The 16,476-nt window shown below is 31.4% G+C and carries 15 protein-coding genes; 14 read left to right on the forward strand and 1 reads right to left on the reverse strand.

Going from position 1 to position 16,476, the window contains the following annotated elements; all coding sequences use genetic code 11:
* Positions 1–185: 185 nt before the first annotated feature.
* From bsdtb5_RS09900 to bsdtb5_RS09965, 14 genes are all read left to right on the forward strand, one after another.
* The gene (locus bsdtb5_RS09900; protein ID WP_271715854.1) at positions 186–659 is read left to right on the forward strand and encodes a DUF6323 family protein; all 474 of its coding nucleotides are present in this window, start codon (positions 186–188) and stop codon (positions 657–659) included.
* Positions 652–1,845, forward strand: a complete 1,194-nt coding sequence (locus bsdtb5_RS09905; protein WP_271715855.1) for a DUF6179 domain-containing protein — start codon at positions 652–654, stop codon at positions 1,843–1,845. The genes bsdtb5_RS09900 and bsdtb5_RS09905 overlap by 8 nt, the downstream gene beginning before the upstream one ends.
* A gap of 69 nt (positions 1,846–1,914) precedes the next feature.
* Positions 1,915–2,454, forward strand: coding sequence for a rubrerythrin family protein (locus bsdtb5_RS09910; protein WP_271715856.1), 540 nt, complete (start codon positions 1,915–1,917; stop codon positions 2,452–2,454).
* 151 nt (positions 2,455–2,605) lie between these two features.
* Complete coding sequence (locus tag bsdtb5_RS09915) at positions 2,606–4,333, forward strand: S8 family peptidase (RefSeq protein ID WP_271715857.1); 1,728 nt, start codon at positions 2,606–2,608, stop codon at positions 4,331–4,333.
* Positions 4,334–4,339: 6 nt separating this feature from the next.
* The gene (locus tag bsdtb5_RS09920) at positions 4,340–6,040 is read left to right on the forward strand and encodes a S8 family peptidase (RefSeq protein WP_271715858.1); all 1,701 of its coding nucleotides are present in this window, start codon (positions 4,340–4,342) and stop codon (positions 6,038–6,040) included.
* Between the two features lie 210 nt (positions 6,041–6,250).
* Positions 6,251–7,789, forward strand: coding sequence for a hypothetical protein (locus tag bsdtb5_RS09925; protein WP_271715859.1), 1,539 nt, complete (start codon positions 6,251–6,253; stop codon positions 7,787–7,789).
* A 325-nt stretch (positions 7,790–8,114) separates the two neighbouring features.
* A complete protein-coding gene (locus bsdtb5_RS09930) occupies positions 8,115–8,903 on the forward strand; it encodes an ABC transporter ATP-binding protein (protein WP_271715860.1) in 789 nt (262 codons plus the stop codon).
* Positions 8,904–8,914: 11 nt separating this feature from the next.
* On the forward strand, positions 8,915–9,664 hold the full coding sequence (locus tag bsdtb5_RS09935) for an ABC transporter permease (protein WP_271715861.1): 750 nt from the start codon (positions 8,915–8,917) through the stop codon (positions 9,662–9,664).
* Between the two features lie 22 nt (positions 9,665–9,686).
* Positions 9,687–10,334: an ABC transporter permease gene (locus tag bsdtb5_RS09940; protein ID WP_271715862.1), complete on the forward strand. Its 648-nt coding sequence runs from the start codon at positions 9,687–9,689 to the stop codon at positions 10,332–10,334.
* Positions 10,335–10,624: 290 nt separating this feature from the next.
* A complete protein-coding gene (locus bsdtb5_RS09945; RefSeq protein WP_271715863.1) occupies positions 10,625–10,957 on the forward strand; it encodes a hypothetical protein in 333 nt (110 codons plus the stop codon).
* Position 10,958: 1 nt separating this feature from the next.
* Complete coding sequence (locus tag bsdtb5_RS09950; RefSeq protein WP_271715864.1) at positions 10,959–11,459, forward strand: hypothetical protein; 501 nt, start codon at positions 10,959–10,961, stop codon at positions 11,457–11,459.
* A 32-nt stretch (positions 11,460–11,491) separates the two neighbouring features.
* Positions 11,492–12,316: a VanW family protein gene (locus tag bsdtb5_RS09955; RefSeq protein ID WP_271715865.1), complete on the forward strand. Its 825-nt coding sequence runs from the start codon at positions 11,492–11,494 to the stop codon at positions 12,314–12,316.
* A 111-nt stretch (positions 12,317–12,427) separates the two neighbouring features.
* The gene (locus bsdtb5_RS09960) at positions 12,428–13,183 is read left to right on the forward strand and encodes an SGNH/GDSL hydrolase family protein (RefSeq protein ID WP_271715866.1); all 756 of its coding nucleotides are present in this window, start codon (positions 12,428–12,430) and stop codon (positions 13,181–13,183) included.
* Between the two features lie 389 nt (positions 13,184–13,572).
* Positions 13,573–14,910, forward strand: coding sequence for an MATE family efflux transporter (locus tag bsdtb5_RS09965; RefSeq protein WP_271715867.1), 1,338 nt, complete (start codon positions 13,573–13,575; stop codon positions 14,908–14,910).
* Positions 14,911–15,161: 251 nt separating this feature from the next.
* Here the strand turns inward: bsdtb5_RS09965 and bsdtb5_RS09970 are convergent, their stop codons facing one another.
* The gene (locus bsdtb5_RS09970) at positions 15,162–16,337 is read right to left on the reverse strand and encodes an ISL3 family transposase (RefSeq protein ID WP_271712080.1); all 1,176 of its coding nucleotides are present in this window, start codon (positions 16,335–16,337) and stop codon (positions 15,162–15,164) included.
* Positions 16,338–16,476 lie beyond the last annotated feature (139 nt).

Here is a 16,476-nt window from a genome sequence, read left to right on the forward strand (position 1 = left end):
TAGAAGTAGTGTAAAAGAAAAAAGATAAGTGATAGAGAATCTTTCCATCACTTATCTTTTTTCTTTTAATTTATGTATTTATATTACCACAAAATCAGTTATTTTTCAAGACTTGTAAATGAATGGAATTCGCTGTATATAGTATATATCAAGCTTATCGTAAGAAAGAGAAAGAAGGAATGATTATGGATGATAATAAAATATGGTCACTGATTCAGATACAGCAGAAGAATGAAATACAAAAAGTGATTGAATGTAATGAGTATACGAAAAAGTATGGGGTCATACTGAGTGAAAAAGATGTGATAGAATTATATCATTCAAGAAAGGATGCTTTAATAGAACAAGAAAGAATTGAATTAGGAGGAAGTATCTTACCCAAACTAATCTTTCAATTTTGCGATTCTGCCTATATCTATCAAGATAACTATCTTGAGATGTTAGAGGGCCTTCAAGATATCTTTTATCTATATAAAAATGAATCTTTGGATGAACTAACAGATGATGAATTGCTAGAATATATGAAAGAACATTTTGAGGAAGAATGCCAAGGATCCTTAGACTATCTTGCAGATACTTGCCTTGAAGATTACTGTAGAAACTTAAGAGAAGGTAACCTTAGAATTCATATAAATAGGGGAGAGTACGAAGATGACTAATTACGCACTAGAAGAAATCCTTCCATTATTAGAAGAGAATATCAGAAAATATACAAGTAACGAAAGTACTTCTGTACGTAACGATACGGCAAAAAGATTACTCAGATCGATTCTCTATTGTCTAGATGATAAAGCATTCAATCATACTGATGAAACTTTGAATGAGTTGGTAACAAATGATTTGAATATTAACGAAGTCTATCATAATGCTTTGAAGACTAAAAAAGAAAAAATTATTTATACAAAAAGGTTATATGACCATATCATGGACAATTTCTATTATGTGAATAATCGATGCTATCTTGAAACAATAAGAAAAGGGTTTCCATGTTTCTTTGAGAGATATGACATACAATATGATGCTGAGAATCACATATTGACATTGGATTATCCTTTGTATCAAGAAGTTACCGGACTATGTGGCATTGATCTAATCTATGAATATTTAAGTCGCATTCAAATAGAACAAGAATTAATGAGTCATTTTGAGCAAAGTAAAGTAAAAGATATGTTATATAGCTTTGATGAAGATTATCAAGAATTAATCTATAATTTGTGTAAGGTTGTTCTTAGGTGTGCTTTGGGGTTGTCAATGATTAATAAAGATATTTATAAGTTAGTTTTTTCGGAAGATGACCTAAAATATTTGACTAGTATATTGTCAGATAAAAGTCAAGTAGAGCTAGAATCATTATTAAATAATGAGTTGGAAAGAGTCCTAAAAACACTTGAGATAGATTCGGATATATATTATCAATACTTTAGATCAGATCTTCATGATTTTTCGGTTGAGATATTAAATGCTTTAAAATATAAACATCTAGAGCAAGTCTTTCCATCAAGAATAAAACAGTATGAAAAGAATATCTCTACGTATCAAGATGGTATACAAATGAATGATGAAGAATTACGAAAACTTATTGATGAAGTTAGAGAATGCCGTTATATATCTGATAAATTATCTCTAGTTAATGAGCATATCCATAGCTTAAGCGATTTAAAGGAATTACTTTCAGAAGCTTTTTTTACTGGAGAATATCTTGAAGTATTCTGGCTTTTACAGGAAGCAGAACTTAAGTTTCTATACGATGAAATCTCAGAGAGATTACAGTTTAGTAAAGAGTTAGAGGAATGGGAGAATGAATTTATTTTATTTTATCAATCAAAATTCAATGTAATAAGATAGACTTGATCATGTAACCTAACTATTATATACCGCATATTATAGTAACAAGTAAAAATTGAAGGGATCATTATGAATTTTCAAGATAGTGAAACTTATAAAAATTTATTAAAAGCACTAGAAGGTGAAATGAAAGCTAGTACAAAATATCGAATCTATGGGAATAAAGCAAGGGAAGATGGATATGAACAAATAGCTGATATTTTTAATGAAACCTCTGGGAATGAACAAGAACATGCAGAGATCTGGATGAAAGTATTAGATGGTGGAGAGCTACAGGATACTTACGAGAACTTAAAGGATGCAATGGCTGGAGAACATTATGAATGGACTCAGATGTATAAGAAATTTGCTGAAATAGCAATGCGAGAAGGATATACAGAAATCAGTAAGCTATTTGCTTCAGTTGGAAATATTGAAAAGCATCATGACTATCGATATGAAAGATTAGCCAATAATATTAAGACGGATACGGTATTCTGTAAACCACAAAAAACAATATGGATCTGTATGAAATGCGGAAATCTTATATATGATGAGTGCGCTCCAGAGGAGTGCCCAGTATGTGGTCATTTACAAGGTTATTATAAAATGAATTGCGAAAATTATTAACAGAAATTAAAATATTATAAAAAATGGTGAAGACGATCTTCACTATTTTTTATTTTAGAAATAGGATTCCTATATTTTTCAATATAAATGTAATAAGTAGACTTATGTTTCATATTATAGATATAACAGTACTCTGCATGAATGTGATCATATGAGCAATGGAAATAATAGTTCGAATGAAAATCAATCTTCAGTAAACAAGCTTTTAAGCAATGATTATATAGATATTATTGTAGAATACTCCGGTAATTTAAATTATCTTAAAAAATTTGGTGAAGGTAATTATACAATTATAGATGAAACATTTGCTATGGTTCATCTTCCAGGTAATGAAATAACTCAAGAATTTATAAGACAATACGGATGGACGTCATTGCCATATCTAGGTGGAATTCAAGATACCACTGCATTAGAGGCATCTGGAATTACAAAACTACAAAATATACCGAAATTATCACTACGCGGTCAAGGAACATTAATTGGTATCCTAGATACTGGTATCGATTATACAAATGAAGTCTTTAAAAATGCAGACAATACAACCAAAATTGTATCAATATGGGATCAAACAATTCAAACTCCTGGAAAAGAACCAGAAGGTTTCTATTATGGGACGGAATATACAAGAGAACAAATTAATGATGCATTAAAGAATCCAAATCCTTACGATATCGTACCAAGTAGAGATGATAATGGACATGGGACCCAAGTAGCAGGAATTGCAGCGGGTTCACCTGTTGCCAAGGCTGATTTTGTAGGGGTGGCACCGGATTCAGAACTTATTATAGTGAAGCTAAGATATGCAAAAAAAGTTTATCGTGATTATTTTTTTATTCCAGAGAATGCCCTATGCTACCAGACAACAGATCCTATGTTTGCAGTGCAATATATAGCGAAGGTTGCTGAAAAATTAGCACGACCTTATGCAATTCTTTTTGCACTTGGAACATCACAAGGAGCGCATGATGGTAGAGGTGCATTTGCTAGAACGTTAGGTTATTTATCTAGGAAAGTTGGAACAGGTGTAATAATAGCTGCTGGCAATGAAGGTAATAGAGGCTCTCATTACTATGGGGTGATTGATAAGAATGTTGGATATGACGTTGTGGAATTAAATGTAGGTGAGAATTCAAAAGGTTTTACTATGGAATTATGGGGGACACCTCCTAATTTATATTCGGTTGATATTCTATCACCATCTGGTGAATATATTCCTAGAATCTCAGCGAAGATAAGAGAAAGTAGAGAAATAAAATTTTTATTTGAAAGTACAGTTCTTTATCTTGAATTTCAGATATTAGATGAACAGACTGGAAATGAAAGAATCTTATTTCGATTTAAAAATCCAACAAAGGGAATCTGGAGGATAAGAATCTATGGAACAGGCAATCTATCAATGAGTTATCATATTTGGTTACCGATTAAAGAATTTCTAGATAGTGATACTTTTTTTGTAAAACCAGATCAATATACTACCATTACATCTCCTGGCAATACATCATATCCAATTACTGTTACAGCTTATAGTCATACAAATAATAGTTTATATACAAATGCAAGCAGAGGATTTACAGCATTAAATCAAGTAAAACCTGAAATTGCAGCTCCTGGTGTTAATATATATTGTCCAACTTTAAATAATCAATATACAAGAAGTACTGGTTCTAGTATAGCAGCAGCTCAAGTAGCAGGTGTGTCAGCATTATTATTAGAATGGGGAATTATAAAGAAAAATTATGAACGAATGGATACCTTAATTATAAAAAGAATGTTGATAGGAGGAGCTAAAAGAGATCCTAATTCTTCTTATCCTAATAGAGATTGGGGATATGGTATATTAGATTTATATAATACTTTTCTAACTTTAAGAGGTGAATGATAGCCAATGAGTGATGGGCAACAAAATAGGCTTACAAGTAATGATTATGCCGATCTAATAGTTCGATATAATAATGATCTAAATCTATTAACTGGATATGATCCAAATGAAAGTTATACCATTATTAATTCTACTTATGCACTTGTTCATGTTCCTGTTAATGTATTTAAAAATGAAATTTTCAATCGATTTACTTGGTTTAGCACTCAAAAATGCTATGGCTTACTCGATTCATCAAGTCTTGAAGCTTCTGGTATATTGAAGATACAAAATGTTCCTAGTTTAGCACTTCGCGGATCAGGCACCTTAGTAGGATTTATTGATACTGGAATTGAATATACCAATCAAGTGTTTCTTAATGCGGATAATACGACGCGAATCGTTTCGATTTGGGATCAGAATATCGAGAGTAATTCCACTTCAGAAGATGTTCCATTTGGAACGGTATACACAAGAGAACAGATTAATAAAGCTCTTGCAAGTGACAAACCACTAGAGATTGTTCCTAGTACAGATGAAAATGGTCACGGAACAATGCTTGCTGGAATTACTGCAGGAAACAGAATTGAAAAAGATGATTTTTATGGAATTGTACCTGAGGCTGAGATCGCAGTTGTGAAATTAAAACCTGCAAAAGACTATCTTAAGGAATTCTACTTAATTCCTAAAGATGCAGTCTGTTACCAAGCATCGGATATTATGTTCGCGGTGAAATACTTAACGAAACTAGCTCAGATTCAAAATAAACCAATTGCGATCTGCATTGCAATTGGTACTTCATCTGGATTACATGATGGAGAGGGTGCTTTAAGTGATGTCTTATCCTATTATGGTGATTCTCCAGGTACTGTTGTAGTAACCGCTGCTGGAAATGAAGGTAACGCAGGAAGTCATTATTATGGTACGATTGATAGAAATGTTGGATCTGAAAATGTGGAACTGAAAGTAGGAAAAAATGTTAGCGGTTTTTCGATGGAATTATGGGGCTATATTCCTAATTTATATTCGGTAGAGATAACATCGCCTTCTGGTGAAACGATTTCAAGAATACCAGCAAGGATTAATGAAAAAAGGGAAATTAACTTTTTATTTGAGAATACCACACTTCTAATTAACTATGTCCTTTTTGAAGTAAGTACTGGTAAGCAACTTATCTTCTTTCGTTTTGTGAATCCAGTAGAAGGCATTTGGAAAATTCGTGTATACGGATCAGGTAATAAAATAATGTATTATAATATTTGGTTACCAATTCGTACTTTTATATCAAGTGATACACAATTTCTAAATTCAAATCCTGATACAACAATTACATCACCTGGTAATGCATTGATTCCTATTACGGTAACTGCTTATAATCATCAGACAGGTTCCATATATATTGATGCAAGTAGAGGATTTACTGAACTCAATCTTGTGAAACCAGATTTTGCAGCACCAGGTGTTAACATATATAGTCCTGGACTTAAGAATACTTATCAATATAGTACTGGAACCTCGGTTGCAGCAGCTCACACAACAGGTGTAGCAGCCATGTTGCTAGAATGGGGCATTGTGAAGAATAACTTACCTACTATGAGTTCACCCGAAGCAAAAAATTTATTAATTAGAGGAGCTAAGAGAGACCCGACGATATCGTATCCGAATAAGCAATGGGGATATGGTATTTTAGATTTATTTAGTACTTATTTATCTTTTCGTGTGGAATGAGATTATTAATATAGAAGTAAGAAGGGTGAAGTAGCTAGTGGAATAACTAGTTCACCCTTTTTTCTATTATAAAAAGAATGAGAAAGACTTTTGAACCTCCAATTAAAAAAATAATATTATATAATACATAATAATTGAAATAAGTGAAATATATGGTAAAATGTATTATAATTTGTGAACTAATCAACATACTTAAAGGAGGAACTAAATTTGTCAATCGTTAATGAAACTATAGTATTAGATTTTTATTTAAAAGAAATTGATGAGGATAATATATCTTTTTTAAAGGGTAAAGATTATTTTAAATCAAATGTCAAAGAGAGTATTATCAATTTAAGAAGTGCCCAAAACTTAAGTGAAAAAATAGAAATATCAAAAGCTTTATGGAAATTGTTATTTGAGTCAGCTATGAGTTACATTGATCCAGATAAAAGGGGGTATGATGAATTATTTCATTATTTTGATGAATATGTGGAATTCGAGGAATTAATATTTGCTTCTGATTCTTTTTACCGAGATCATACTTTTCATTGCCTATGGGTCTATTTTCTTGGTGAATATGTAATGAAATCAAAGGAATACGGTTTCTTATTTAAAAATGTTTATAAAAATGAAAATATGTTCAAATCAATTCTTGAAGTATTTAAAAAGACTGGAATTAATGAAAAAGTTGAAAAACTTGACTATGCCCTTCGAGAGATTCTAAAAACTGAATTATATCAAGACTCTATTTACTGTATATCAGCATTAACACATGATTTAGGCTATCCTTTAAAGAAGATCAATAAAATTAATAAGTCCATACGTACAATACTACCATATTTTTCTATTAATAATTTTAATGAATTTAATTTTCAGTATGATAATATACAAAAAAGTAATATCGATAGCTTTATTGAGATATTAACGGATGATATAACTGTAAATGCTCGTAGTAAAGATAATTCAAATGATTTTGGTGAAATTATGTCCAAAGTATTAAAGCTGGAGAATGATAATCTTATTGGAATCAATGAAGAAGGAATCAAAAATCTTAATAAAGATGAAATAAGTAAATTAGAGAATAGTTCAGAGGTTATTGTAAAGCTTAAGAAATCTCGTAGTAAATACATTTCTTATTGTAATGACTTTGAAGAATATCAGCACGGAATTATGAGTGCATTTCTTTTAACTAGAGTGCTAAAAGCATTTACCAATTCTAGATTTACATATGGAAATAAATCTGATATTGATATCTATGATATAGATTTCGCTGATGCTAGCGCTAAGATGAAGATTCTAACTTCTATTACAAGTCATACAAATAGCAACTATCGAATCGATGATTTAGCAAACAATGAGGCTATTCTTACCTTTATTGATGAACTTGAGGAGTTTTCAAGAATATCAAGAGCAAATCAAAATAGGCAATATGTTGCAGAATTCTGCAGAACGGATCTGTCTGAGGAAGATGGAGTATTTAATATTGACTTTATATTTGATAATGAAGAATTAGATAATCTAGATCCTGAAAGAGCCTTCAAAGGAAGATGCAAGAGATTTCTTACTTTATTCCATATAACAGAATTATCTGAGAATCTTAAGCTTAGACTTCGTTGCATTGGTAAATTATCGTATGATTCGAATGTATACACATTAGAAATAGCCAGAAAATTCGCTAAAATAACAATAAACGGTGAAGAGAAGAACATTCCACAATACCTAAAAGGTAGACAATTCTATTCGAGAGATGAATATGCTAACCTATAGACAATTACATTAGGCGGCAACATTCTAATTGATAGATGAATAGAGATAGAAAATGACAATCCCAAGTATGATTTTTATTTTTGTATAACAAAATATCATACTTGGGATTTTAGGTCCAAATGTTAAAAAACCATGTTTTGAATTCTACAAATAATTATTGTTTATGAATTAATACAAAAAATTACTTTCTTTTTCCAAATATATGGATTATAATGATTCCTGCACAATTAAATATTAAACCTTCGGTTTTCTTTGGCAAAATCCAAAGAAGGCGGACCGACTTGGAAAGATATTCTAAAAATATTACTACCAGGAGGAAGCAAACATGATAAAAGTAGAACATGTAAGCAAGACTTATAAGGTCTTTAAACGAGATGCAGGCTTTCAGTCCGCATTCAAAGCTCTATTCCATAAGGAGTACGAGCTAGTGTCAGCTCTAAATGACGTATCTTTTACCATTGAAGATGGTGAGATGGTTGGCTATATCGGCCCCAATGGCGCTGGTAAGAGTTCCACCATTAAAATCTTAAGTGGTATCTTAACTCCAGAAGAAGGAATCGTAAAGATTAATGGACAGATTCCTTGGAAGAATCGAATTGCACATGTTAAGGAAATTGGTGTTGTATTTGGACAACGTTCTCAGTTATGGTGGGATGTTCCTGTCCTTGATTCTTTCCAACTCTTAAAAGACATCTATAGTATTAGCGAGAAAACATACAAAGATAATCTAGAAGAATTAACTTCCCTATTGAATTTATCAGACCTCTTACAGACCCCAACTAGGCAGTTATCACTTGGCCAGAGAATGCGTTGTGAGATTGCTGCATCACTGCTTCATAGCCCAAAGATTTTATTTCTCGATGAGCCAACAATTGGTCTAGATGCTGTATCTAAATTAGCAGTTAGAGAATTTATTAAATCTTTGAATCAAAAACATAAAACTACTGTTATTCTAACAACTCATGATATGCAGGACATTGAAGCGTTAACAAATCGAATTATCTTAATTGGTAAGGGACGTGTATTAATGGACGGTACAATTGATGATATTAAAATTCATGGCGATAATATGGATGAAGCAGTTGCTAACCTTTATCATGAATATCAGATATAGGAGGTAAGCATATGAGAAAATACTTATCTTTCTTTCGTCTTCGATTTTCTATGGGATTACAATATCGCTCTGCAGCACTCGCAGGTATATTTACTCAATTTATATGGGGGATTATGGAGATACTCGTTTTTCGAGCATTTTATCAATCTGATTCGAATGCATTTCCGATGACAATGCAAGCAACATCCTCCTATATTTGGTTACAAGAAGCATTTTTAGCTTTATTTATGGTAACGTTTATGGAGAATGAGATTTTTCTATCGGTTAATAATGGAGATATTGCTTATGAATTATGTCGTCCGATTGATATATACAACATGTGGTTTAGCAGAAGTGTGGCACACCGCTTGTCAAGGGCGGTACTGCGTTGTATGCCCATTCTTGTTATTACAATTTTTATACCTAAGCCATACGGCTTAATGATTCCAAAAACAGTGACAACCTTTTTGTTATTTTTACTAACTTTAATATTAGGACTTTCTGTAGCAGTAGCATTTTGCATGATAATATATATGTTAACTTTTTTTACTATCTCAGCTATGGGAGTTAAAATGATAGCTATGTCCCTGGTAGAATTCTTTGCGGGTGCAGTAATCCCATTACCGTTTTTCCCAAATCCTATCAGAAGATGGATGGAATTACTTCCTTTCGCCTCCATGCAAAATGTTCCTCTTCGAATATATTCAGGTGATCTGACAGGTAATGCAATACAAGACGTCTTTTTTCTTAACTTGTATTGGTCAATTTTTAGTATCGTTTAATATGTTTTTAGGTGTCTATTTTATGTTTCAAAGGTTTCATAGTGTTAACGGCTTTCGATTCCATGAGGTTTTATTATGCTTTAGCATCATGTTAATGGAATTTAGCTTAGCAGAAGCTTTAGCAAGAGGGTTTGACACATTCTCTAGTACCATTAGCAATGGTGAATTTGATCGAATTATGGTTCGACCTCGAAATGAGATCTTTCAAGTATTAGGTAGTAAAATCGAATTCACAAGAGTTGGGCATATCCTACAGGCAATTGTAATGTTTATCTATGGAATCCTTCGTAGTGATATTATATGGGATTATAAAAAGATACTTACGGTTCTCTTTATGCTTATTGGAGGAACCTTAGTATTTACAGGAATCTTTTTGATTTTTGCAGCTTTTTGTTTTTTTACTACAGAGGGGCTAGAATTTATGAATGTATTTATCTATGGAGCAAGAGAGTATGGCAAATATCCAATCAGTATCTATGGAAAAAGAATGTTGCAGATCTGTACATTTATCGTTCCATATGCATTGATTCAGTATTATCCACTTCTGTATTTACTAGGTAGAGGGAAGAATTGGTATATGTTTTTACCACTGCTTGCATCCTTATTTCTAGTTCCTTGTTATATATTTTGGAAAGTCGGAGTAAGGCATTATAAATCGACTGGTTCTTGATGCAAATTTGATTAAGGAACGAGGAGAATCTTCACATCAACTATCTGTTGAGCTTAATTCAACAAATGATTGATAGTCTATCTTCTTAAGCATGTATATAATATTTCATATAAATACATGAAAAGAGGAATTAGTTGTGGTAAATGCTCAATATAATAAAAAGATTTTTGTGGGTTATCTAATTAAGGGACAGCTAAAAAAAGCTATAAGATATTTAGGAACAATTTGAAGAAAAAAAGGATTTAGTCAGAAAGTATGATAGACTATTTCAATCACAAGGTCACAAAAGCTTGTTTTATACCAAAGATAAAGAATTAGTGAATATACTCTCCGTTTATGAACAATATTACAAGGAAGTGTTCATCGATGAAGTGAGTCCTATTATTGCAGAAAGTAATTTAATAGATACATTCAATAGATTATATTCGTTGATGATTCCTTGTAAAAAAATTGAAGAAGCCGAGAAGCATATAGAATCTATTTTCAACGATGTAGGATATTGTTTTTTAGGAGGATATACACAAGAATACCTTGGGCCATATATATGGAAGGATACAACACCTATTACATACAAAGTAATGCTACATCATAGACCGTTTGAACTTACTGTTAATATGTGTTAATATGTTAGATGGTTTTATTTCAAAGGGATGGCTTAGTTATATATCATTTGGTAAGATTTCGACTGGAGGATGGACAACAGACAATGGAACGCTATATTGTGTGAAAGAAGGATATAAGAATAAGTTTGGAAAACCTGATTTTGAGATATCTTATCTAAAACATGAAGCTCAACACGCCTATGATAATCTAATGTACAAGAAAATGCATCCTAAAGATATGGAATACCGTGCAAAACTTACAGAGTTGATAGAATATCCAAATATAAAACTATTTAAAAATTTCTTAGCACAAGCAGATTGTAATATTAATAATTCACATAGTTATGCATCCTATAAAATAGTTCAGAATTTATCGAAGATGATTTTTCATAATGAATATGAAGCAGACAGTCAAAAATGGTCAAGAAAGGGGAAAATGATTCGAACATGTTCTCAAAAATTATTTGAAGAAAATACAGCACTACTTGAATTACACAAGAGTGAAACAATTGACATTATCTAATTTAAAGGAATGCTTCGAATATTGTAATTATTATGATTAAGAATTCATTTCAATTCAATAGACGTTCAAGGTTACGAATCTATTTTGGAAAAAAGTATTATACATGTAAAAGATATTTATATTGGTTACTAGGACCTGACATATTTTCAAAAGATAAGCCATTATCCAGTGATTGCAACTATGAATATATTATTCATCATACGCCACTAATTCGTGATTTAAAAGACGTTGAACTATTCCTTCAATATAATAAAGTTGAGAATCTTAAAATAGCAATTTCTAAGATAAATAATATAGTCATTCATCCAGGGGAGACATTTTCATTCTGGAGATTGCTTGGTAAGCCGACTAGGGCAAAAGGATATAAAGAAGGTCTTATTCTGGATTCAGGTCATTTAAGAAAAGGAGTTGGTGGAGGGCTATGTCAGCTAACCAATATGCTATATTGGATGGCCCTACATACACCTTTAACAATTACAGAACGTTATCGACATAGTTATGATGTATTTCCAGATAGCAATCGAATACTTCCATTTGGAAGTGGTGCTACATGCGTATATAATTACCGTGATCTCATGATAAAGAATAATACGGGGCTTTCATTTCAAATGAAATTGTGGTTAACAGATTCACAACTTTATGGTTGTATTCTTTCGAATAAACCACCTATTGAGACTTATGAGATTTATGAAAAAGATCACTATTTTAAACAAGAACTATTTAGTAAGTATAGCCGTAATAATATCATTTGTAGAAAAATATATCATCTTAATGGTGAATTAATTAAGGATGAAGTAGTAGCGGAGAATCATGCATTCATGATGTATGATCCATTAATATCCAGTAAAAATAGCTGAAATGTGCAGAAATGTAAGAGTTTAATTTTTCGTCATAATATTGACTTAATTTTGCCATAATTTCCGAATATTATTTCTTAAAGTTTACATAAAGAAGTAAAGGAGGAATATATGAGGAAAATGAAATTTAAGAAAAGATCAATATTTATTATTATCTCAATATTATTACTGAGCAGTATCTTTGGAACTTCAACAGATATCTCAGCAAAAACCTCAAGTAAAAAAACTGTTTATGGTGGTAAGCTAATTATTGTAGGTGATTCAAGAACGAGAAATATGTGCAAATGGGTTAAAACAAATGACATTGAGACTCGTTTCGTATCAAAACCAGGGAAAGGTTATGACTGGTTTATTAGTGAGGGAGCAGCTGAAGCAACTAGTATAGCGGAAAGTGGCGATACCATACTTGTTTGGCTTGGAGTGAATGATTATGACATGTTTTCTCTTTATAGCAAATATAAGAAAGCCCCATGGGAGCTCTATACTGAGGCTATTAATAAATTAGCAAAAACTGATTGGGCAAAATGCAAAGTATGTGTAGCTGGAGTAGGTTATGTTGATCGTGGTAGAATTATTAATTACTATGGTAAAGACAATAGATCTAACATTTCCTCAATCACCAATAGATTACCAATTAACGGTATTAAAGGTTTTAATACATATTTAAAAACAAAACTAGATTCTAATATTACCTGGATTAATACAACTAGTGTGATAGGAATTAAAGCTAGTGATAATTCAACATCATCAAATCTTTGGTTAAAGCGCAGTAATGGTTTATATGATGGTTTACATTATAATAAAAAAACTACGCAAAAAATATATGATTATTTTGCTAAAACGGTATTAGAATTAAATGCTAGATAGATAAAATAAGTTAATAGTTTAGATATTAATAGAATTAAGAAATAATGTTAACAAATAAAGAGAACAAATAGAATAAATAATATAAAATACTTTACAAAATAACTATAAAACATCTGATAATTGCAATCAATATGATTTTTGTCAGATGTTTTTTGCGTGTAATAAACTGGGAGAGTTGTAATTACAACGGTATTAAAAATCAATATAATTTATATTTAACAGGTATTTCTAATACATAAATTTCTAATATTTATGATATATGTATTATCTTATAATTATCATGTCTTTTCTCCCGTTAATATTGATTTATCAATTATATTGATTTAAACTTGTTAAGGGTTTTGAAGGGATATATTCCAGAGAATACGAAATGGAGGTACAATACACATATGACAAAGAGTAATACTACAGATATGACTACAGGTACGCCGTTAACAATAATATTAAAGTTTGCGATACCTATTTTTATAGGAAATATCTTCCAACAATTATATAACTTAATTGATACAATTATTGCTGGACATTTTCTTGGTGATAATGCAATAGCTGCAATTGGAGCAACAACTGCAATATATAGCCTGATCATTAATATGGCAAATGGTTTAAATAATGGTTATGCTATCATAGTAGCTAGAGCCTTTGGAGAGAAAAATGAAGAAAAACTGAGAAAATCATTTGCAATTATGATTGTTCTTAATATTAGTGCATCCATAGTATTTACAATTTTGTCAGCTATATTTATTATGCCAGTTTTAGAGTTATTACATACTCCTGAGAAAATCATAGGAGATGCGTATGAATTCATTATAATCATATTGTTCGGTATTGTGATAACTATTACATATAACATGTTTGCAGGACTATTAAGAGCAATAGGTAATAGTAGAACACCACTAATATATCTAATTATCTCTTGTGTGGTAAATATTATATTAGACTTTGTATTTATAGTAGGATTACGAACAGGGGTAGGTGGAGCAGCACTAGCGACTATGTTATCACAATTATTATCCGTTATTTTGTGTTTTAGCTTAGTAATTCGAAAATACCCAGAATTGAAATTGTCAAAAAGACATTTTCAATTTGAGAAAGAATTAGTTATTGAAATGTTTACCACAGGAATATCAATGGGATTTATGTATTCCATTTTTGCAATTGGTTCTGTTGTGTTACAAAGTGCGATAAATGGTCTTGGAACTGCTATTATTACCGGACATACGGGCGCTAGAAAAATTGTTGAACTTTGTATGCAGCCTTTATCTACTCTATCCTCAGCAAATGCAACCTTTGTTAGCCAGAATTATGGTGCAGGCAAATATGATAGAATTAAAGAGGGTATTAGGAAGACTTGTCTATGTGGATTTATCTGGTCAACCATTACTTTGGTCTTTATTTATCTATTTGCACCATTTATAATAAAAGCAATTACTGGCTCTACGAATCATGAAGTGATTACAAATGCTGTAATGAATCTAAGAATCAACATGCCATTTTATTATCCACTTGGAGTACTACTGGTTCTTCGAACTTCACTACAAGGAATTGGTAGAAAAATAGCACCTCTTTTCTCTAGCAGTATAGAATTAATCATGAAATGTTTTGCTACTTTCTTCTTGGTATCACATTTAGGATACTTAGGTGTGAGTATAGCGGAACCTTCAACATGGCTTGTATGCATGCTCTTCTTGTTATTTACATATAAGAAGGCTATGAAAGAAATTAAATAGTTATTATATCTATACACTATATAACTAATATAAGGATTTAAATTGTTTTTTCACTTGGAGCGTTAAAAAGCAACACCTATTTAAAAAAAAATTTAAATAGGTGTTGCTTTTTTTGGCTCTTTGTCAAGTGTTGGGGTGTGAGGTGCGTTGCACCCGCACTAACACTGACAATAGAGCTATTTTTATGACTAGGTTCTATAATAGATGTTTTTTTGCATGACAAATAAGCCTCTTGAAAACCGACCATTTTTTTACATAGAACTGTGAATGATACGTGTACGAAATCTTTCGAAATTACGTACACCATAAGAACTTCTTTTTAGTACTTTGATTTTATTATTGAATCCTTCCGTAGGTCCATTTGTATATCCATACTTAAAGGCATTAAGTATATACTCAGACCAGCGTCTATATGTTTTTGCACATGCTTCAAATTCGTGTAATCCAGAGCTTTCAGCACTTTTTACCCACTCCCAAAATTCAGTTCTTTGATATGTATAGCTATTACTCTGACATATTTCATAGAACCATTCTTTTAACCTGTGAGCTAGTCGTAAATCATCACTGTATTGTAGCATTAAATCACAGGCTTTTTTGTTGTCATCTTTTAATTTAGAATATCGAGTCAGTATAAGTTTTCTACTTCGCTTATAGTACTTTCTAAGAGTTGGTGTCATGGATGCTTGTAAACGTTTACGAACACTTTCAATTGCCCAGGAAACCTGACGAATGTAGTGATATTTATCTACGATGATTGTGGCATTAGGAAAGAATGTTTTGGCAAGATCTATATAAGGTTGCCACATATCAGAAATAAAAAATTTAACACGATATCTTTCATCACGACTGCAAGATTTAAAATACTCAATAAGATGGGACTGAGTACGATCCGGTAAAATATCAAGAATACATTTTTTCTTTGCATCCACCAGAATACATTGATATTTGGAATCACCAGCATTCCCTTTAAATTCATCAATTGAAATGCATTGAGGAATATGTGGTTTATCATACGAGAGTGTATCAAGAATACGTATTACTGTATTCATTGAGACATTAGTTTGGGAAGCAACATATTTAATACTGTTGGTTGAACGAAGCAATTCAACAATTTTGAAGGATAGTCGTGTTGTACGTTGCTGATATTTAGCTATAAAACTATATTTCTCGTAAAAACGTTTACCACAAGAACATACATATCTTCGTTTTCTTAACAATAAATAAGCATTGGACAACTGAAAAGGTAAGTCTTTAATTTTCTGCCAACGATAATCGTGTATTTTAGATGTTCCAGCTCCACAACAAGGACAAATTTGAGGTTTGGGATTGGTTTCAATCTTGATAATAATTCCATCTAAAGTGTGTTGCACACTTTTTAATTTTACACCTTCTAAATTTAAAAGATTTTTGTTACAATTAGATTGCATCTATATAAAATACCTCCTTTAAAATGTTAGCTTTGGTCGGTTGGCATGTGAAGAGGCTTTATATAGATGTATTTTAATATAAAAACAAAAATGTTGGAAGTGTGTTTTTAACACACCCCAACATTTATTATAGAACCCT

The sequence above is a fragment of the Anaeromicropila herbilytica genome (assembly GCF_016591975.1).
GTDB lineage: Bacteria > Bacillota > Clostridia > Lachnospirales > Lachnospiraceae > Anaeromicropila > Anaeromicropila herbilytica.